Source organism: Actinoalloteichus caeruleus DSM 43889, assembly GCF_000429185.2.
Classification (GTDB): domain Bacteria; phylum Actinomycetota; class Actinomycetes; order Mycobacteriales; family Pseudonocardiaceae; genus Actinoalloteichus_B; species Actinoalloteichus_B caeruleus.
In genome coordinates this window covers 2,438,202-2,457,933 of sequence record NZ_AUBJ02000001.1, presented here as the reverse complement: position 1 = coordinate 2,457,933, position 19,732 = coordinate 2,438,202, and the positions used below count along the sequence as shown (strand labels likewise).

Below are 19,732 nucleotides of genomic sequence, written 5' to 3'. Positions count from 1 at the left end.
GGTAGGGCGGGCTCGTCCGGCGCGTCGGCCGGCACCACCGCGCGAGCGACCCCCGGGCACGACGAGGCCCGGCCGCCGTGCGGCGGCCGGGCCTCGGGGGACGTCGTTCGTCCGGGTGGCTCAGCTCGCGATGGTGACGGTCTCGATGGTCACCTCGGTGTTGGGTGCGCCACCGCCCGCCTGCGCCTCCATGGAGCCGTCGTGACCGGCGGCCGCGATCTCGTCGACGACCTCGAGCCCGCCCTCGTCGATGGAGCCGAACACCGTGTACTGCGGGCCCAGGGCGTTGGAGTCGCCGTAGACCATGAAGAACTGGCTGCCGCCGCTGTTCGGGGCGCCGGAGTTGGCCATCGCCAGCGTGCCGCGCGGGTAGGTCTGCTCCGGGTCGATCTCGTCCGGGACGTTGTACCCGGGGCCGCCCATGCCGGTGCCGCTCGGGTCGCCGCACTGGAGGACCTCGAGGGCGTCGGTGCTGTCCACCAGCCGGTGGCAGGGGGAGGCGTCGAAGTAGCCGCTCTCCGCGAGGTGCAGGAAGCTCTGCACCGTGCACGGCGCCTGCTCACGGTCGAGGGTCAGCGGGATCTCGCCCTCGTTCGTGCCGAGGGTCACCGAGACGGTGCCCTCCGAGGGCGTCGGGTCCGGGTCCTCCGGCATCCCGACCTCGGGCAGGCCGTCGACGGGCGGCTGCTCGGCCTCGATGTAGGCGCAGGGGCCCTCCGTGGTCACCGCCTCGGGCATCTCGGGTTCGCCGCTGGTGGCGGGGTCGGTGGCGTCCGAGGCGGTCTGCTCGTCGTCGCCACCGCCCATCGTGGCCAGGAAGTAGACCAGACCGACGACCAGCACGGTCCCCAGCACGGTGGCGCTGACGCCGATCGTGCGGCGGCGCTTGGCCCGTTGTGCCCGGCGTTCCAGCTGGCGCTCCAGCTTGCGTTTGGCTGCCTGGCGGCGTTGCTCGTTGCTCGGCACCTCGCTCCCTCCCAGGGATCGACACGGCGGTGGCAGCCGGTGAGTCTATGTCGAGAAGCCGTACGAGCGTAGTGAGAGGTTCGTGCCTGGTGCGGTCGGGGCAGTCGACTCCGACCCGTGGCGGCGCGGGCAGGGCGGTGGGGAGCGCGCCGGGCCGGGGGCGGACGACCTCCGGCCGGCGGGGGCGGGAGGTCGGGGGACGGGCCGGGAGGGACCGCACCGTTGCGCCGACCGCCGACGGCCCCGAGCCGGTCGCGACCGTGGCGCCCGGCTCCGGTGGGCCGCCGCCATGCCCCCTCCTCGACGTCGTGGCGGGCCACCACCCGGACCGGGTTCGTGCCGTGCCTCCGCCGGTGACACCGCACGCCTCCGCCGGTGACACCGCACGCCTTCGCCGGTGACACCGCACGCGCGTCCCCGGCGCGTCGGCACCCACCCGGGTCGTCGGGTCGAGGCCGGAGCGGGAGCCGGGACGAGATGCCAACCGAGGTGGCCACACCGGTTGGCTAGGCTGTGGCGGGTCGCTCCGCGCTGCCCGGCGCTCACACGGTGTGCCGGACCGTCACGCGACGCGACCACGGACACCACCCCGCTGGAGGTTCTCGCGTGCTCGTCGTCGGCTTCCCGGCCGGTCCGCTCCAGGCCAACTGCTACCTGCTGGCACCGGCGGAGGGCGAGGGCTGCGTCATCGTCGACCCCGGCCAGGAGGTCGGGGAGCCGCTGGCCGAACGGCTCCGCACCCACCGGCTGACCCCGCTGGCGGTGCTGCTCACCCACGGGCACTTCGACCACTCCTACTCCGCCGCCTCGATCTGCGAGGAGTACGGGGTTCCGGTGTGGGTCCACCCCGACGACCGGCCGATGCTGGCCGACCCGCTGCGGGGACTCGGACCGGACGTCGCCGCGCTGCTGGGTGGGCGACTGGAGATGAGCGAGCCGGCGGAGGTCCGGGACCTCGCGGACGGCGCCACCCTCGAGTTCGGTGGCCTGTCGATCGGGGTGGACCACACGCCAGGCCATACCGGCGGGTCGGTGTGCTTCCACACCGGCCCGCCGGGAGGCGACGGTCCGGACCGTCTGATGTTGTCGGGGGACACCCTCTTCGCCGGTTCGATCGGGCGGACGGACCTCCCCGGCGGCGACCACGAGCGGATGCTGACGACCCTGCGGACCAGGGTGTTGACGCTGCCAGACGAGACGACCGTGCTGCCCGGCCACGGACCGACCACGACCATCGGCCGCGAGCGTGCCGTCAACCCCTTCCTGCGCAGAGGACTGTGATCCGCACACCATGACCGCCTTCACCGCACCCCGAGGCATCCCGGACTACCTGCCGCCGGAGTCCGCCGCGCTGCTGACCGTCCGCGACACCCTCGCCGAAGCCGCGCGACGCGCCGGCTACGGCTACGTCGAGCTGCCCGTCTTCGAGGACACCGCCCTCTTCGCGCGGGGCGTCGGCGAGTCGACCGACGTGGTCAGCAAGGAGATGTACACCTTCACCGACCGGGGCGGCCGGTCGGTGACCCTGCGCCCCGAGGGCACGGCCGGGGTGATGCGCGCCGTCATCGAGCACGGCCTGGACCGGGGACAGCTGCCCGTGAAGCTGTACTACACGGGGCAGTTCTTCCGTTACGAGCGCCCGCAGGCCGGCCGGTACCGGCAGCTGCTCCAGGTCGGCGTCGAGGCGATCGGCGTGGACGACCCCGCGCTGGACGCGGAGGTCATCGCGGTCGCCGACGCGGGCTACCGGGCGCTCGGCCTGACGGGGTACCGGCTGGAACTGACCAGCCTGGGTGACTCGACCTGCCGCCCCGAGTACCGGGAGCGGCTCCAGGAGTTCCTGCGGGCCCTTCCGTTGGACGAGGAGACCCGCCGGCGCGCCGAGATCAACCCCCTGCGGGTGCTCGACGACAAGCGACCGGAGGTGCGGGAGCTGCTGGCCGACGCTCCCCTGATGGTGGACCACCTCTCGCCGGAGTGCCGTGAGCACTACGAGGAGGTCAAGGAACACCTGACCGGGCTGGGGGTGAAGTTCACCGAGAACCCGCGCCTGGTCCGGGGCCTCGACTACTACACCAAGACCGCCTTCGAGTTCGTCCACGACGGACTGGGCGCGCAGTCCGGTATCGGCGGCGGTGGCCGCTACGACGGCCTGATGGCCCAGTTGGGTGGTCAGGAGCTGTCCGGCATCGGTTTCGGGTTGGGGGTCGACCGGACCCTGCTCGCGGCGCGCGCCGAGGGGCTGGCCGTTGGGGACGAGGCCCGCTGCGAGGTCTACTGCGTCCCCCTGGGGCAGGCGGCGAAGCGGCAGCTGGTGCGGATCGCGGCGGCGCTGCGCGGCGCCGGGGTCCGGGTCGACCTCGCCTACGGGGGCAAGGGGCTCAAGGGGGCCATGAAGGCCGCCGGGCGTTCGGGGGCCCGGTTGGCCGTCGTCGCGGGGGACCGGGACCTGGAGCAGGACGAGGTGCAGCTCAAGGACCTCCGGGACGGGTCCCAGCGCGCCGTCGGGCGTGCCGAGCTGCTCACCACCGTGAAGGAGGCGTTGGCCGGGTGAGTGAGCGGGCAGCCGAGACCGACCGCATCCCGCTCGACCTGCTCCCGCCGGAGTTCCTCCGCAAACGGGCGAAGTCGGTCGGGATCGGCGCTGTGCTCGTCGGGGCCGCCCTGGGCGGCCTGTTCGGCCTGGTCGGGGGGCGCACCGCCGGTCTGGTGGCGGCGGCGGTCGTCGCCGTTCCGCTGTTGCTCCTCGCCTGGGCGGAGTCGCGCCGTCGGTGTTGGCTCTCGGGCTCGGAGCTCTCCGTGCGCGCCCTGGGCACGCGGACCGTCGACCTGGCCGAGCTGACCGACATCACGGTGCTGGTCGCCGACCAGCGGGGTGTGCGGACCATCGGCGTCCTGGTCCAGGGCGGACCACGGCGGCGGCTGGTCAACGTGGCCGTGGCCCTCTACGCGGGTTCCGGCGGCCGGGAACTGGGCGTGTACGAGCTGCGGCGTCTCGCGGACGCCCTCGCGGCCACGGGGGACACCCGGGCGCTGGTCCTGTCCCAGTTGTTGATCGCCCAGCTCCGGGCCGACGCGCGTGGGGAGGCCGCCGCCGACCGGCCCCTCTACCAGCTGGCGTCGTTGGTGCCGGCTGGTCGGGTGCCCCGGCGGATCGGCTCCGACGCGGTCGCCCGCTTCGTCGCCGCCCTGGACTGATCCCGGCGGTCCCGCCGCGGCGGTCGCTCCGCCGGGGAGGAGGACGGGGGGCGGTGGTCCGGTTCCGAGCGCCGGCGCCGACCGCCGGCCTCGGAAGGCGCCCGTTCCCCCGTCCGCTCCCGGGTGTCCGACGTGCCGCCGGCGGGACCGTCCCCGTTCCCGTCCTCCTGCTCGGTGCCGCCGCCGTCCTCGGGGCCGGGGTCGGACCGGGGGGTGCGGTCGCCGGGGTTCGGCGGGTCCTCCCGGGAGGCGACGACGGCCGCGATCGCCGTGGTGATCGGGACCGCGGCGACCAGGCCGATGCTGCCCACGAGGGTTCGGACGATCTCCTGCGCCACCACCTGGGCGCCGACGAGCGTGCCGAAGTCGATCCCGGAGAGCGAGTAGGCGAGGAGCATCGGCAGCGCGGCACCCGCGTAGGCCAGGGCGAGCGTGTTCACCGCCGCCGAGATGTGGTCCCGACCGATGCGCAGCCCGGCCGCGTACAGCTGCCGCCACCCCAGGGCGGGGTTCGCGGCGCGGAGCTCCCAGACCGCGCTGGTCTGGGTGACGGTGACGTCGTCGAGCACGCCGAGCGCGCCGATCAGTGCACCGGCGAGGAGGAGACCGCGCGGGTCGATGCTGCCGCCGACGATGGTGATGAGGTTGGTGGTCTCGTCGTCCAGGCCGGTGAGCCGGGTCGTCGAGGCGAAGAACACCCCGAGCAGGGCGATCAGGCCGAGGCTGAGCAACGTGCCCAGCACCGCCGTCGAGGTCCGGGCGGAGAAGCCGTGCGCGAGGTACAGGACGATGAACATGATCACGCCGGAGCCGACGACACCGACCAGGACGGCGTCCTGCCCGGCGAGGATCGCGGGGAGCACGAAGAAGACGAGCACGAGGAAGCTGAGCGCCAGTCCGAGGAGGGAGGTCAGTCCCTTCCACCTGGCGAGCAGCACGACGGACAGCGCGAACAGCGCCGCGAGCCAGGCCAACGCCGGCCCGCGCTGGTAGTCCACGACCTGGTAGGACATCGGGTTGTCCGGCTCGCTGCCCGCGTAGGAGAGCACCACCTGGTCCCCGACCGCGAAGCGCGGGGTGCCGGGTTCGACGGGCAGGACCTGCGTGATGACCCGCCCCGCCCCCTCACCGCTGGTGAGGGTCACGTCCAGCCGCACGCAGTCCTGGTCGCCACCTCCTGGCGGCGGCGCGGGAGGTGGGGGGTTCGCGCCGGGTTCGGCCAGGCTCGTCTGGCACGAGGACGCCGCCGTGGCGGTGATGTCGCCGTTCACCGGTTCGGCGCCGAAGCCCAGTTCGGAGGGGTTGGGCGACTCGTACCCGGAGGGGTAGAGCCACACCATGCCGCCCAGGGCGGCCAGCAGGCACGGGGTGAGGAGCCAGGCCAGCAGCAGCCGGACCCGGCGCGAGGCAGGGGTGCTCGGCCCGTGCCCGTGCCCGTGTCCGTGCCCGGCTGGGGGCGGGCCCTGCGGCGGTGGGCCGGATCCGCCCCCGCCACCACCGGGGGCCGGGTTCCCCTCCGCCGGCCGCCTCCCTCGGACGCGGCCAGCCCCTCCACCGGGGGTCGCCGGCCGTCCTCCTGGGCGGGCTCGGCCGGCGCGGTCCCGCTCGGCCCCGGCGCCCCGCCGCTCACGTCGTGGCGCCGTACCCGGTTCGGAGCCGTCGTCCGGCCGGGGCCGGGCCCGTCGGGTGCCGCCCGGCGCTGAGGTCGGCGCCTCGGCACGCCCCGCGCCGGTGGAGGACCGGGACCCCGGCCTCGGGTCGGGCGGTGGGGCGGACGGCGGCTCCCCGGTCTCCCCGGTCTCCCCGGTCTCACCGGTTCCGCCGGGCACCGACGTGCCGGGGAGGTCGCCTCGCCCGTGGCCCGCACCCGCTGGTCGACGACTGCTCCTGGGCCGGCCGTCCCGGTGGGGGGAACCGGCGACAGGTGGTAGCTCGTCGGTGCGTTCGGTGGCGCTCTCCGGGGGGTGCTCCCGGCCGGGGGCGGGGGTTCCCGCCGAGCGGAACCAGTCCTGGTCGCCGTTGCCGTTCATCCAGACTCGCCGACGGCCGCCGCTTCGCGCGGCGGGAGCGCCGGGTCCTCCCCTCCGTGCTGGTCGGGCCGGTGGCGGCGCGTCCCCTGGGCACGCGTGGGCGGTCCGAGGACCGCCGGGGTGCGTCGGCCGCGACGCGGGACCGATCAGCGCCGCCGGCTCATCCTAGGTCCGGACCGGGCAGCGTGCCCGCCGTCACCGGCGCTGGTCCCAGCGGGCGCTGTGGACCGGCTGGACGGCGGGTGCGGCGTTGGTCCGGGCTCGCAGCCCGGCGCCGCCTCCCGCCGACGGCAGCTCGGGGCCGATGAGGTCCACCGGGGCGGGGAGAACAGGGGAGAGGGGAACGGGGGAGGGGCGGGTCCCCGGCCGAGGGGGCCGGCGCAGCTCAGCGCGCCGAAAGGCCAGCACCAGCACGGCGAGGACCAGGCCGGCCGCGCCGAACCAGAGCGCACGGGTCAGCCACCACTGGGTGCTCCAGCTGTCGGGCAGGTGCAGGTCCAGCGCGAACAGCGCAGCGCCGATGACGAAGAACATCGCGGTGAGGTGCCACAGGTACAGCGTCATGCTGTGCCGCCCGATCCAGCCGACCAGGGCGGCCACCGTGGGGCGGGCGGCCAGCCGTTCCAGGCGTCGCCGCCACAGCAGCGCGAGCGACAGGTGCAGCCCGGTCAGGGCGAGCAGGCAGACCGTCGGCGGGTTCATGTTCGACAGCGGGGCGCCCGGCATACCGACCATGCTGGCCGGGTAGGGCCCAACCGCCACCAGCAGCGCGAGCAGGGCCAGGCTCCCGAGGGCGCCGACCAGGAGCGTGCCGCGGGGGATCGTGGTCAGCGGACCGGCCGCGTAGGCGTAGCCGAGCAGGTACGGGACCGCCCAGACCAACACGATGTTGATCAGGCCGAGCACCGGCAGGTCCAGGGTGAAGCGCGCGAGGTCGACCAGCGCCGCGCCGGCGGCCACCGCGAGGGTCAGCCGGTGGCCGAACCGCGCGAAGGCGCGGAACAGCAGCGGCGACAGCAGCAGCAGGATCAGGTAGACGCCCAGGTACCACAGGAGCTGCGGTGCGAGCGTCGCCGCCGAGTGCGCGGCCGACGTCGGGACCCCGATGAGGGGCAACACGACGGCGGCGGCGATCCAGAACGCGGCGAACACCGCGACGGGCGGGAGCAGACGTCGGATCCGAGCCCGGACGAAGGACAGGGTCGGGCGCGGGCGGCGGCTGAGCTGGAGGTGGGTGGCGCAGCCGGAGGCGAAGAACATCAGCGGGATGACCTGGAACGCCCAGGTGGCCAGCCAGCCCCACCCGTGGACGAGGGCGTTGCCGATCTCCAGCTGATGCCCGTTCCAGGCCACCTCCGGGATGACCCAGTGCATCACGATCACGCAGATCGTTCCCCAGGCGCGCAGCAGGTCCACCAGGCGGTCCCGGCCCGGCCTGGCCGTCGATGGTCGGAGGGCGGTGATGCCCGCGGCGGGTGGCGCGGCTCCCGGGGCGGTGGCTCCCGCGTCCGCCCTGACGTCCCGGGCGGGCAGGTGAGGCCGGGGACGTGCCCGTGTCGGAGCGCTCATCGGCGGTTCCCGCCGTCGCCCGGCGGTGCGGCCCCGGTCCTCGGGTAACGGCGGTGGTTCGGCCGGGTCGGATGTCGTCCCGCCGACGGCCGGGCGGGCACGGTGGTCCTTCAGCGTTCCCGGCGAGTGGAGACGCGAATCGGTCATGTCGGTGCTCCCGGTGGTCGGTGAGGGGCGCACGAGGAGGACGAGTCCCCTCGGCCGGCGGTGCGCGACCGCCCGGGTCCGGTGCCCTCGCTTGACTGACTGGTGAACTGGTGGAGTGTCACCTGTAAGTGAGATCTTACATGCGTCGCAACCGGGTGCTCGTTGTCCGTCGCTCGAATGTGTGTTCGAATGCTCGCCGTGCGATGGGACGGACAGCGGGCGGACGGAGCGGCCCGGAGCGAGGCGGTGCTCCCCGGCATGGAACAGCCGCTACGGCTCCACGGGTTCCTCCGCGAGACCACGACGCCGGAGTTCGCGGGCATCACCTTCTACGAGGTGATGGCCAGGAGCGTCCTCAACCGGGTACCGGGCGGGTCGATGCCCTTCGGCTGGACGGTCAACCCCTACCGGGGGTGCACCCACGCCTGCGTCTACTGCTTCGCCCGGCGGACCCACACCTACCTCGACCTGGACGCCGGCCACGACTTCGACACCCGGGTCATCGTCAAGGTCAACGCCGGCGAGGTGCTCCGCAGGGAACTGGCCAGACCGGGCTGGACGGGGGAGCACGTGGCGATGGGCACCAGCACGGACCCCTACCAGCGGGCGGAGGGCCGCTACCGGTTGATGCGCGACATCCTGGGAGCCTTGGCCGACGCGGGCAACCCCTTCTCCGTCCTCACCAAGGGCACGCTGCTCCTGCGGGACCTGGACCTCCTCGAGCGCGCCGCCCGCCGCACCTCCGTCTCGGTGTCGATGTCGGTGGGTCACCTCGACGAGCGGCTGTGGCGTTCGGTGGAGCCGGGCACCCCCTCCCCCCGAGCGCGGCTGGACGCCGTGCGCCGGCTGACCGACGCCGGGGTGGGGTGCGGTGTGCTGATGGCCCCGATCCTCCCCGGCCTGGGGGATTCGGCGGAGCGGATCGACAGCGCCGTGGCCGCGATCGCCGCCGCTGGCGCGACGAGCGTGACGCCGGTGGTGCTCCACCTCCGCCCCGGGGCGCGGGAGTGGTACCTGGCGTGGCTGGCCCGGGAGCACCCTGGACTGGTCGAGCGGTACGAACGGCTGTACCGGGACGGGGCGTACGCGCCGAAGGCCTACCAGCGCGTCGTCGCCGAACGGGTCCGGCTGGCCGCCCGTGCCCACGGCCTGCTCCGTGAACGGCCCGGGGAGCACCGGGGCTCGGGAGCGACGTCGTCGGCGGCCCCGCCCAGCCGTCCGAGCCGGGAGCACGCCACCCAGCTCACGCTCCTCTGACCCACCGCGTTCCGGGGCGCCCGGACCCGGGCGCCGTGCCGGCCGCCGACGGGGACGAGGAGGCGGCGGCCGAACCCAGCTCCGGGCTCCGCCGGCGGGAGCGCCGGCTCGGGCGCGGGCGTGTCCGTTCGCCCGTCACCCGCCCGGAGTGTTCCCCGGACAGGTTCGGCATCCCACCGGAGCGGCGGCTCGCCGGAACCGGTCCGAACTTGCTTCACTTCCCGCGCGTCCGTGACCCAGCCGGAGGGACACCCCCATGCGCAGCTCCGCCGCTCCGAGTCGTCGCCCGCGCCCGGACCCCACCTCCGTGGCCGACACCGCCCGGCCCCGTGCCCGTCGCGGCGCGCCCGCACCGGGAAGGCGGCCCCTCCGCACCGCGCGGCGGGTCGCGGTCGGCGCGCTCGCGCTGCTCCTCGCGCTCGTCGCGCCGACGGCCCCCGGCGGGCGTCCGGCCGCCGCCACTCCCGCCGGGACGAACGGCACAGCCCTTCCCGAGCAGCGGAACGGGGGCGACCGCCTCTACGTGGGCTCGGCGAACCCCGACGCCGTGCTGGTGGTCGACCCGGCCGCCGGGGACGTCGTGCGGACGGTCCCGGTCGACGCCCCGCCCAGCGACCTGGCGGCCTCGCCGGACGGTGGCCGGGTCTACGCCCTGACGCGCGCCGGCGCCCAGGCCGTCGTGACCGTGATCGACACCGCCGACGGTGGGGTGGTGGCCACCTTCCCCGCCCGCGACCGCGATGCCTTCTACCTCGACGTCACCTCCGACGGGTCAATGCTGGTCGTCAAGGCCGTCGCCGGGGACACCCTGACCGTGCTCGACGCGGCGACGGGCGAGCTCCACGGCACGGTCGACCTCGGCGTCCGCACCCTGCGGCCGGTCAGCACGGACGACGGGCGGACCCTGTTGCCCGCCGCCGCCGCGCCCGAGGTGCTGGTCGTCGACGCGGCGGAGCTGTCGGTGGGCACCGCCCGGCTGCCCTCGCCGGCGGCGCTGCTCCGCCCGACCGGTGGGCGGCTCCTCCTCGTCGACCAGGGTGACCAGCGGCTCCTCCGCGACCTCGACGCGGGCACCTTCGAGGTGCTCTGGGAGGCGCGGACCGAGGTCGCGCACGGCGACGCCGCGGTCTCGGCGGGACCCGACGACCCGGTCTACGCGGTGCGCGTCGACGAGGACGCCGTCTCCGCCGTCGACCGGGAGACCGGCGCGGCCTCCGCCGTCCCGGTCGGAGCGGGACCCACCGCGTTGGCCGTCTCGGGGGACGGGCGACGGGTCTTCGCGCTCAACGCGCGGGAGAGCAGCATCTCCGTGATCGACGCGGCGGCGGGTGAGGTCAGCGCCACCCTCGACCTGCCGGGCGAGCACGCGCCGGTGATGACCCACCTGGTGCGCGCCGGATCTGGGTGAACCCCTCCCGCCCGGGACCGCGTGCCGCCGTCGCCTGGCGCATGGGTGCGAGATCGTGCCAGGAGGACGCCCGCACGACCCAGAAGCCGGCCGGGAACCGTGCTCGCGCCCCGGGCGCTCGCCCCTCCCGGTCACCCCACCTCGGCGGGCGACAGCGCGTCGCGCTCCAGGTTCAGCCACCCGCTCGGGGCGAACCGCAGCGTCGAGGGGAGCGGAACGGCGACGGTCTCGGCCACCTCGAAGGTCCAGGCCAACAGGTGGAAGTTCCTCGGTGAGCGGAACTTGTCCCGCGTGTACTGGTCCTTGTACCAGCCGTCGACGCTGAGGGTGCGGTCCTGGTCGCGGAAGAAGGTGCCCAACTGGTCGAACCCGTCGTCGAGCGAGGTGACGACGAAACGCGGGGAGACGCTGCCGACCCGGACCAGCCGGCGTAAGGCCCGGCGCCGGGAGGGGCCGCCGTCGCACACGTAGTACTCGAAGCCGGGGGTCATCACCGACAGCGGCGACCGGCTCAGCACCTGCCCCGCCGGCCACAGGTGCCAGCCGCTGTCCTCGGTGAAGGGCTGCGGCGGTTGCCACCAGCCGTGTCTGCGGATCCAGATCTTCGACCTGTTGTCATCGGTCACGTCGGACTCCTCCAAGGGGTCGGTAACGCCTGTTCATCGGAGCAAGCTGTGACGGTGTTGCAACTAGTCGTAACGGACGACGCCGCCGCGGCGCGATCGGGCGATCGGCCCCTCACTCGGGGGGCGGAACGCTTCGGCCGGATCAGGCGGGGCCGGGGGTCCGCGGTCCGTCGCCGGCGCGGGGGCCGGGCGATTCGCGGTCGCCGGGCCGTGGGCCGGGAAACCTGCTCGACGGCGGTGGTCGGGGATTGGCTAGCCTCTTGAGGTCACCCTGGCGTACCTGGCTGGCGACCCAGCCTACGCACATCTCAGGACAAGGAGACCCGAACTCGTGTTGCGCACGCATGAGGCCGGCGCCCTGCGCGCCGAGCATGTAGGCCAGACCATCACCCTCACCGGGTGGGTGGCGCGCCGTCGCGATCACGGGGGAGTGATCTTCATCGACCTTCGCGACGCCTCCGGCGTCGCCCAGGTGGTCTTCCGCGAGGGCGAGATGGCCGAGCGGGCCCACCGCCTGCGCTCCGAGTTCTGCCTGCGGGTCACCGGCGAGGTCGTCGTCCGCCCGGAGGGCAACGAGAACCCCGAGATCCCCACCGGCGAGATCGAGGTCACGGTCACCGAGCTGGACGTGTTGTCCGAGTCGGCCGCGCTGCCCTTCCCGCTCGACGAGCACGTGGAGGCGGGGGAGGAGGTCCGGCTGCGGTACCGGTACCTGGACCTGCGGCGTTCCGGTCCCGCCCGCGCGCTGCGGCTGCGCAGCGAGGCCAACCGCGTCGCCCGCTCCGTGCTCGACGAGCGGCGGTTCGTCGAGGTCGAGACCCCGACCCTCACCCGGTCCACTCCCGAGGGCGCCAGGGACTTCCTCGTCCCGGCCCGCCTCCAACCCGGCTCCTGGTACGCGTTGCCGCAGTCCCCGCAGCTGTTCAAGCAGCTGCTCATGGTGGGCGGGGTGGAGCGCTACTACCAGATCGCGCGCTGCTACCGGGACGAGGACTTCCGGGCCGACCGGCAGCCGGAGTTCACCCAGCTCGACATCGAGATGAGCTTCGTCGAGCAGGAGGACGTGATCGAGCTCGGCGAGCGCATCGTCTCCGCGCTGTGGGCCGAGCTGGCGGACCACGAGATCACCACGCCCATCCCGAGGATCACCTACCACGAGGCCATGTCGCGGTACGGGACGGACAAGCCGGACCTGCGGTTCGGTCTCGAACTGACCGAGATGACCGAGTACTTCTCGGAGACGACCTTCCGGGTCTTCCAGGCGCCCTACGTGGGCGCCGTGGTCATGCCGGGTGGCGCGGACCAACCGCGCCGCCAGCTCGACGCCTGGCAGGACTGGGCGAGGCAGCGCGGCGCCAAGGGACTGGCCTACGTGCTCGTCGCCGAGGACGGCACCCTGGGTGGCCCGGTCGCCAAGAACCTCTCCGACGGGGAGCGGGAGGGACTGGCCAAGGCGGTCGGCGCCGCTCCCGGCGACTGCGTCTTCTTCGCGGCCGGCCGGCCCTCCGACGCCCGGGCGCTGCTGGGGGCGGCCAGGCTGGAGATCGCGCGCCGCACGGGAATGGTCGACGAGGACGCGTGGTCCTTCGTCTGGGTCACCGACGCGCCCATGTTCGAGTCCGTCGACGAGACCGACGACGTCGCCGTCGGCTCCGGCCGGTGGACGGCGGTGCACCACGCCTTCACCTCGCCGACCCCCGAGTGGATCGACCGGTTCGACCAGGACCCGGAGCACGCCCTCGCCTACGCCTACGACCTCGTCTGCAACGGCAACGAGATCGGCGGTGGCTCGATCCGGATCCACCAGCGCGACGTGCAGGAGCGCGTCTTCGAGGTCATGGGGATCGGTTCCGAGGACGCGCGGGAGAAGTTCGGGTTCCTGCTGGACGCCTTCAAGTTCGGCCCCCCGCCGCACGGCGGCATCGCCTTCGGGTGGGACCGCATCGTCATGCTGCTGGCTGGCGCGGACTCGCTGCGCGACGTCATCGCGTTCCCGAAGTCGGGAGGCGGTTTCGACCCGTTGACGCAGGCTCCGGCGCCCATCACCCTCCAGCAGCGCCGGGAGGCCGGTGTTGACGCGAAGCCGGTCAGGAAGACCGCGGAGGCATGAGGAACGCGGGGTGTCCGGGTGCGACACGCCCGGACACCCCGAATTCACCTTGATGTACTACGCAGAGTGGCCAAATGAGGACCCGAACAGCGGTAGGGTCGGAAGAGATGAGTCTGGAGATTGCGGTCGGTCGGCCAACGGCGGTCGACGGCACAACCGAAGAAACCACTGGGATGACTCCAACGGTTGCCGCCGCTGAGTCCGCGCTGTCCCGTCGCTTCGGAGCCCCGGTGCGGCTGGGCGACCCGGAGGACCTGGGCGGCAGCGGCCGCGCTGTGGTGATCAGGGTCAGGGTGGTCGAGAACCCGTTCTCGCTGCCCCGATCGCTGGTGATCAAGCACTACCAGGGCCCCGCGCCCGAGGCGGCCGCCGACCCCTTCGCCCACGAGGCGGCCAGCTGCCAGTTGCTCACCGCCCTGCCCTCCGAGACCTGGGTGGGTCCGGAACTCGTCGGTCAGGACGCCAGCGAGCGGCTGGTCATCCTGGAGGACCTCGGCCGCGCCCCGACCCTGACCGACCGGCTGGAGGGCTCGGACACCCGGGCCGCCGAGACGGCCCTGCTCGCCTGGGCGAGGGGGCTCGGTCGCCTCCACGCCAGCACGGCCGGGCGGGAAGCGGACTTCGACACCCTGGTCCGCCGGCTCGGCGGGCTCGAACCGGCGCGGCCGGCCGCCGTCGAGGACTCCGAACGGATGCTGGCCGAGCTGCCGACCCTGCTGGCCGAGACGGTCGGCGTCGACACCCCGGACGCGGTGCTGGCGGAGTTGGGTGAGGAGGTCCGCCTCTTCGCGCGCGGCCGCTACCGCGCGTTCAGCCCTTCGGAGATCTGCCCGGACAACAGCGTCGTCACCAGCTCCGGGGTCCGCTTCCTCGACTTCGAGGGCGGCTGCATGCGCGACATCGCGCTGGACGCGGTCAACCTCAGCGTGCCCTTCGCCTCCTGCTGGTGCGGCTCGGCGATCCCCGCTCGCATGTCCCAGGCGATGCTCGCGGCGTGGCGGTCCGAGGTCAGCGCCGTGTGGCCCGAGCTCGACGACGACGCCGTGCTGATGCCGTGGCTGCTCAGGGCGCAGCTGCTGTGGGCCTGGCTGACCACCTGGAAGCTGTTGGGCATCGCCAACGAGCGGAGCGCCGACGTCCCCGCCGCCAACGACCACGGCGACCCGATCCTGCGGTACCTCACCCTGCTCACGCAGTGGGAGCGCCTCGCCGGGGACGAGCGGCTCAGCCCCACCATGCGGGAGCACGCCGAGCAGGTCGCGGAGGGCATCCGGGCGCACTTCGGCCTCAAGACCCAGCAGTTGCCCACCTACCCGGCCTTCCGCTGACCACGGCGTCCCCCCGGCGGTCGCCGGACCGACCCGACCGGGTCGCCGGGTAGCGTCGTCGCCGTGGCAGACGGACTCTTCGACGAGGGCCTGTTCGAGGCGCAGGTCCAGCAGGACGCCGACGAGGCGGTCGCGGCGAACGCGCCCCTCCCGGTGCGGATGCGACCCCGCACGCTGGACGAGGTGGTGGGCCAGGACCACCTCCTGCACCCGGGGGCGCCGCTGCGGCGGTTGGTCGAGGGCGGGGCTCCCGCCTCGGTGATGCTGTACGGGCCGCCCGGCACCGGCAAGACCACCCTCGCCTCCCTGGTGTCGCTCGCCACCGGTCGCCGGTTCGTCGCGCTCTCCGCGCTCTCCGCCGGGGTGAAGGAGGTGCGCGCGGTCATCGAGGAGGCGCGGCGTCGCCTCGGCCGGCGGTCCGAGCGGACGGTGCTGTTCATCGACGAGGTCCACCGCTTCTCCCGCACCCAGCAGGACGCCCTGTTGGGTGCGGTGGAGGACCGGATCATCCTGCTCGTGGCCGCGACCACCGAGAACCCGTTCTTCTCCGTGGTCGCCCCGCTGCTCTCCCGGTCGCTGGTCCTCCAGCTGCGGCCGCTCGAGGACGAGGCGGTCCGCGAACTCGTCCGGCGGGCGTTGGCCGAGGAACGGGGCTTGGGGGGACGGCTGGAGCTCGCCACCGACGCCGAGGACCACCTGGTCCGCCTCGCCGGCGGCGACGCCAGGAGGGCGCTCACCGCCCTGGAGGCGGCCGCCGAGGCCAGTGACTCCGTCGGGGAGGCCACGATCACCCTCGACACCGTGGAGGACACGGTGAACCGGGCCGCCGTGCGCTACGACCGGCAGGGCGACCAGCACTACGACGTGACCAGCGCCTTCATCAAGTCCATCCGGGGGTCGGACGTCGACGCCGCGCTGCACTACCTGGCCAGGATGGTCGCCGCAGGGGAGGACCCGCGCTTCATCGCGCGCCGGCTGGTCGTGCACGCCAGTGAGGACATCGGCCTCGCCGATCCGACGGCCCTCACCGCCGCCGTGTCCGCCGCCCAGGCCGTGCAGCTCATCGGGATGCCCGAGGCACGGCTCGCGCTGGCCCAGGCGACGATCCACCTGGCGACCGCCCCGAAGTCGAACGCGGTGATCACGGCGATCGACGCGGCGGTGGCCGACGTGAACCGGGGGGCGGTGGGCGCCGTGCCGCCGCACCTGCGCGACGGGCACTACGCGGGCGCCGCTCGGCTCGGGCACGCCGAGCGGTACCGGTACCCCCATGACGTGCCCGAGGGCGTGCTGACCCAGCAGTACCCGCCCGACCAGCTCGTCGGCCGCGACTACTACCAGCCGGCGGCCCGGGGAGCGGAACGGGCCCTCGCCGACCGGGTCCCCCGGCTGCGACGGGTGGTGCGCGGCGACGAGTCGAGCGGGGACGGAGCCGGCCGGGACGGCCAGTGAACCGGTGCGTGTCGTCGCGGGCGCGGCCCCGGGGGTGCGGGGCTCCGGAGGTGGCCGGCGAGTGCGGCCGGCCGCGCGGTGTGTCGCGGGCCGTCGCTGGTCCGCATGGCCGGCGACCCGGGCGTGTCCGTTGTTGATCACCGCGTGTGACACGATCCGGAGAATGTCGAGTGCTGCCACCGGACTTGTCGCTTGTTCGTGAGAAGTACGGGATGCAGCGGGGAGAATTCTGACCGGGAGTGCGGAACTCCTTGCTCGAATTGGTGAAATTCGGCGGAGGACTCACACCTTGTGGTCTTGGCGCTGGCATGGGCGCTGCCAGTCAAGTATGAAGTACCTGCTGGCGATCAAGCCGTGCGTCGGCCCGACCAGTGCGGGTAGTCCCCGAGCGGACGGGACAACCCGAGGTCGCGGTGGTCAGCGGCGACACGGTGACCACCGGACCGGGCGGGCTGACGGTGGCCCGGCGCACGACAGCCGCCAACGGTGGTTCGTGGCCACCAGTGGAAACCAGAGGACACGCCACAGCCGAGAAGCCCGCGGTGGTCCGGCCGGGAATCGGCACGGTCGGGAATCGCGCGGACCTTTCCGGTGATCGGGTGTGATCGTGCTCAAGGGAGGGAAACGCGTATGGGCTGGCTGTTCAGCCAGATATTCCTGTGGTGCCTGGTTTCTTTCGCGCTCGGGGTGGTCGCGGTCACGCTGCTCGTGCTCCGCCCGATGCGGAGGCGGGCGAGCGGGGCGGCGGCGGCCGGCGACGCCGAGAACACCTCGGCGACGGACCAGGCGCCTCTCGACCACCTGCTCTCCGAGGGCGAGCGGGACGCCGCCCCCGTGGCGGGCTCCGACCGGCCGGCCGCCGACGGGCTGGAGGAGCCGGAGGACGGGTCGGAGGACGTGTCGGAGCGGGAGAAGCGGGACGCGGAGGCGCTGCGGGACGTACCCGTCTCCGTGATCGTCGTCGCCGACCAGGAGGAGACGTCGGCCGACCGCGCCGAGGAGGAGCCCGTGGGGTCCGCGAACGGTGCCCCGGGCACATCCGACCGGCGGGCCGGAGCCGCCGCCGTGGCCGGTGCGGGCGACGGAGCCGGCGCACCGGAGGCCGCCAGCGGCGCGACGTCGGTGCCCAGCGCCCGGACCGACCCCGACCTGAACGGCCGGGCCGCGACCAACGGGAGCCGGGCGCACGCGTCCGTGGAGGAGGACGGCCCGGCCGGCACCGAACTGGCGACCCCGGAACGCGAGGACACGCCCTCGACGGGCCCGTACCCGAACTCGGTGCTCGCGGAGGCCGATGCCACCGGCCACCCGGAGGGCTACCCGGTGAAGGCCAAGAAGCGGTCCATGACCTACCACACCGAGGACTCGCCCTACTACCGCCGCACCAAGGCGGACATCTGGTTCCGGTCGGCCGACGACGCCGAGCGGGCCGGCTTCGCCGCCTGGCGCGCCAGGCGGCGGGTGACCACCTCGGCCTGAGCGCCGCGAGGACGCCCACCGGGTCGACAGTCGCCGCCCGGTGGGCGTCGGCGTGCCCGGGGAGCGCTGGGCCCAGCGGCCCCACCGGCCGGCCCGGTCGCGCCCCCACGAGTCACCAGCCGTCGGGGGGTGGGAGCGGTGGCACGTCGCGCAGCGGACTGGGAACGGTCCCCCTCGGGCGGATGGCGTGCCGGTAGGGGAGTTCGGCGTACCCGGTCTGGACGAGGCGGTCGCCGTTGAGCGGGTACCGGGGGAACTCCGGCACCGTCAGGGATCCGGCCTCGATCCGGTCGGCGAGTTCCGGGAACCGCCGCCGGTAGGCGTCGATCTCGCCGCGCACCCGCCCCCACAGCCGGGGGCGCGCCAGGCCGTGCCGCTCCTCCAACAGGACCGCCAGGGGGCGGAGGACGCCGACCAGCAGCGCGTCCACCAGGTACTGGCGCAGCACGGGCCACGGCTTCCTGGGGAGCACCCTGTCGTGGGAATCGGGTTCGGGGCCGCGCTCGGGGACCGCGTCGAGGGACACGTTCACGTCGTCGATGAGGTCCTTGAGCACCGCCCCGGTCGGGAGCCCCCGCGCGTCGGTGGTGATCAGCACGTTCTCCCCGTGGGGGTTCACGGTGATCCCGTAGCGGTAGAGCAGGTGGAGCAGCGGGCGCAGCAGCACGCGCAGCAACGCGGCCACCCAGGCGTCCACGTCGTGGTCACCGGCCTCCAGGTAGGCACCCACCAGGTCGCCGCCGTGCGGGTCGACGTGCAGGACCGCGGCGAGGGGCCAGCAGCCCTGGTCGGGGCCGAGCAGCGGGTCCACGGGTTCCCGCCACACGCAGCCCAGCGTCTCCAACCAGGTGTAGGGGACCTCGCCGGCCGCGCTCAGCCGTGGGTGCCGCACCGTCACCGACGCCACCTCGCCCAGGAGGGTGGCCCCCCAGCCGGCGAACCGCTCGTCGGCGGCCCAGAGGCCCCGCAGCCACCGCGTCACCGAGGGCGCGGCGACGGTGCAGTGCGGCGGGATGCCCCGCCAGACGGCGGTGTTCAGGATGCGCAGCGGCAGCTTCACCTGGAGCCGGTCCGGCCTGTCCACGTTGGACATGGTCCGGATCGACTGGGTGGGCAGGTACCGGTCGGGGGCCGTGCCCAGTTCGACGATCCGCCCGGTGGCCAGCTCCGGAGCCCACAGGGTGCGCACCACGTGGTCGAGCTGCCAGGGGTGGACCGGGAACCACACGTGGGTGCCGGGGACGAGGCCGGCGTCGCGGAGTACGGAGGCGAACCGTTCGCGGGTGTCCTGGTCGAGTTCGCTGGCCACCACGCCGTCCTCGGAGAGGTCGGGGGTGCCGCGGAACTCGGCGAGCCCCCGCTGGACGGCCAGCCACGGCAGCCGCAGCGGGGTCCTGGCCTCCGGTGCGTAGGCGGCCAGGTCCGAGGCCGCGAATCCGACCCGGCCCTTGTTCGCCACCAGCCAGGGGTGTCCGGTGAGGTGGCCCTCCACTTCGGCGTGGCCGAGGGTGGCGAGTGTCCTCGCGGGCAGCGCCGTCGTCGCCAGCTCCACGTCGGCGGTGAGCGTCGCGGTCAGCTCCGACAGGTAGTTCGCCAGGGTGGCCGGCGGCATCCCGATCACGGGGGCCGCGTCGAGCAGGAACTGCTGGACGTCCTCCGCCGGTTGGGTGAGCCGGTCACCGAGCAGGCCGGTGGCCCGGCGGCGGATGCTCCCGGGGCAGACCGACCACCCGCCGAAGTCGGTGCGGTCGGCGGAGAAGAGGTAGGTGGCGGTGGGCAGCTCCAGGAGGTGGTCGCCGTCCTCCTGGCGGGCGGGGCGAAGGAGGTCCTCGAAGGACAGTTCCCCGATGAGCTTGGCCAGCAGGGCCCGGGAAGCCCTGGACCAGGCCGCCGCGCGGAGGGCGGTGCGGGTCGGTGGGGACGGGTGCCGGTCGTCCCGGGGCACGGGAGGGCCGTCCCTCCGTGTGGCGTCCTCCGGGGCGGCGCTCGACGTGCCCTCGGCGCCCCCGGGGGGCGACGGCGCGTCGCGGTCCGGTGTCCGCGTTCCCCGGACGCCCGGGGTGGAGCGCCCGGCGGAACCCGAACCGGGTTCGGCCGGGTCGGCGGCCGGGGCGGGCCGGGCCGAGCCGGCGGTGGTCCCCTCCGTCGTGCGTCGTGCCACC

The 19,732-nt window shown here is 74.1% G+C and carries 14 protein-coding genes; 9 read left to right on the top strand and 5 right to left on the bottom strand.

Annotation, left to right across the window (positions count from 1 at the left end; translation table 11 throughout):
- Nucleotides 1-120 precede the first annotated feature (120 nt).
- On the bottom strand, nt 121-966 hold the full coding sequence (locus G443_RS08825; RefSeq protein ID WP_026418910.1) for a peptidylprolyl isomerase: 846 nt from the start codon (nt 964-966) through the stop codon (nt 121-123).
- 606 nt (nt 967-1,572) lie between these two features.
- Here G443_RS08825 and G443_RS08820 point away from each other — a divergent pair.
- Genes G443_RS08820 through G443_RS08810 form a run of 3 tightly spaced genes read left to right on the top strand, consistent with a single transcriptional unit; the run spans nt 1,573 to nt 4,164 of the window.
- The gene (locus tag G443_RS08820; protein WP_026418909.1) at nt 1,573-2,247 is read left to right on the top strand and encodes an MBL fold metallo-hydrolase; all 675 of its coding nucleotides are present in this window, start codon (nt 1,573-1,575) and stop codon (nt 2,245-2,247) included.
- A gap of 10 nt (nt 2,248-2,257) precedes the next feature.
- The gene (gene hisS / locus G443_RS08815; protein ID WP_026418908.1) at nt 2,258-3,520 is read left to right on the top strand and encodes a histidine--tRNA ligase; all 1,263 of its coding nucleotides are present in this window, start codon (nt 2,258-2,260) and stop codon (nt 3,518-3,520) included.
- Nucleotides 3,517-4,164, top strand: coding sequence for a hypothetical protein (locus G443_RS08810; RefSeq protein ID WP_026418907.1), 648 nt, complete (start codon nt 3,517-3,519; stop codon nt 4,162-4,164). Before hisS ends, G443_RS08810 begins: the two co-directional genes overlap by 4 nt.
- Here the strand turns inward: G443_RS08810 and G443_RS25425 are convergent.
- Both G443_RS25425 and G443_RS08800 read right to left on the bottom strand, forming a co-directional pair.
- On the bottom strand, nt 4,074-6,194 hold the full coding sequence (locus tag G443_RS25425; protein ID WP_081715443.1) for a YibE/F family protein: 2,121 nt from the start codon (nt 6,192-6,194) through the stop codon (nt 4,074-4,076). The two genes, G443_RS08810 and G443_RS25425, sit on opposite strands and share 91 nt — an antisense overlap.
- A 195-nt stretch (nt 6,195-6,389) precedes the next feature.
- On the bottom strand, nt 6,390-7,910 hold the full coding sequence (locus G443_RS08800; protein ID WP_155886132.1) for an acyltransferase family protein: 1,521 nt from the start codon (nt 7,908-7,910) through the stop codon (nt 6,390-6,392).
- A gap of 189 nt (nt 7,911-8,099) precedes the next feature.
- Here G443_RS08800 and G443_RS08795 point away from each other — a divergent pair, with 189 nt between their 5' ends.
- A complete protein-coding gene (locus G443_RS08795; protein WP_162147303.1) occupies nt 8,100-9,167 on the top strand; it encodes an Rv2578c family radical SAM protein in 1,068 nt (355 codons plus the stop codon).
- Nucleotides 9,168-9,423: 256 nt separating this feature from the next.
- The gene (locus G443_RS08790; protein ID WP_026418905.1) at nt 9,424-10,575 is read left to right on the top strand and encodes a PQQ-binding-like beta-propeller repeat protein; all 1,152 of its coding nucleotides are present in this window, start codon (nt 9,424-9,426) and stop codon (nt 10,573-10,575) included.
- A 131-nt stretch (nt 10,576-10,706) separates the two neighbouring features.
- On the opposite strand, the gene G443_RS08785 is transcribed toward G443_RS08790, so the two are convergent.
- Nucleotides 10,707-11,201: a hypothetical protein gene (locus G443_RS08785; RefSeq protein ID WP_026418904.1), complete on the bottom strand. Its 495-nt coding sequence runs from the start codon at nt 11,199-11,201 to the stop codon at nt 10,707-10,709.
- Between the two features lie 331 nt (nt 11,202-11,532).
- Between G443_RS08785 and aspS the strand changes: the two genes are divergently transcribed.
- The 4 genes from aspS to G443_RS08765 all read left to right on the top strand — a co-directional run bounded on the left by aspS (nt 11,533) and on the right by G443_RS08765 (nt 17,570).
- Nucleotides 11,533-13,311, top strand: coding sequence for an aspartate--tRNA ligase (gene aspS / locus G443_RS08780; RefSeq protein WP_026418903.1), 1,779 nt, complete (start codon nt 11,533-11,535; stop codon nt 13,309-13,311).
- A 173-nt stretch (nt 13,312-13,484) separates the two neighbouring features.
- Nucleotides 13,485-14,639 (top strand): hypothetical protein, encoded by a 1,155-nt coding sequence (locus G443_RS08775; protein ID WP_051313963.1) that lies wholly within the window; start codon nt 13,485-13,487, stop codon nt 14,637-14,639.
- Nucleotides 14,640-14,702: 63 nt separating this feature from the next.
- Nucleotides 14,703-16,091 carry a replication-associated recombination protein A gene (locus tag G443_RS08770; protein WP_026418901.1) on the top strand — a complete coding sequence of 463 codons (1,389 nt, stop codon included), beginning with the start codon at nt 14,703-14,705 and terminating at the stop codon, nt 16,089-16,091.
- A 630-nt stretch (nt 16,092-16,721) separates the two neighbouring features.
- The gene (locus G443_RS08765) at nt 16,722-17,570 is read left to right on the top strand and encodes a sunset domain-containing protein (RefSeq protein WP_026418900.1); all 849 of its coding nucleotides are present in this window, start codon (nt 16,722-16,724) and stop codon (nt 17,568-17,570) included.
- Between the two features lie 112 nt (nt 17,571-17,682).
- Here G443_RS08765 and G443_RS08760 read toward each other — a convergent pair whose 3' ends face one another.
- The gene (locus G443_RS08760) at nt 17,683-19,731 is read right to left on the bottom strand and encodes an IucA/IucC family protein (RefSeq protein ID WP_245588804.1); all 2,049 of its coding nucleotides are present in this window, start codon (nt 19,729-19,731) and stop codon (nt 17,683-17,685) included.
- Nucleotide 19,732 lies beyond the last annotated feature (1 nt).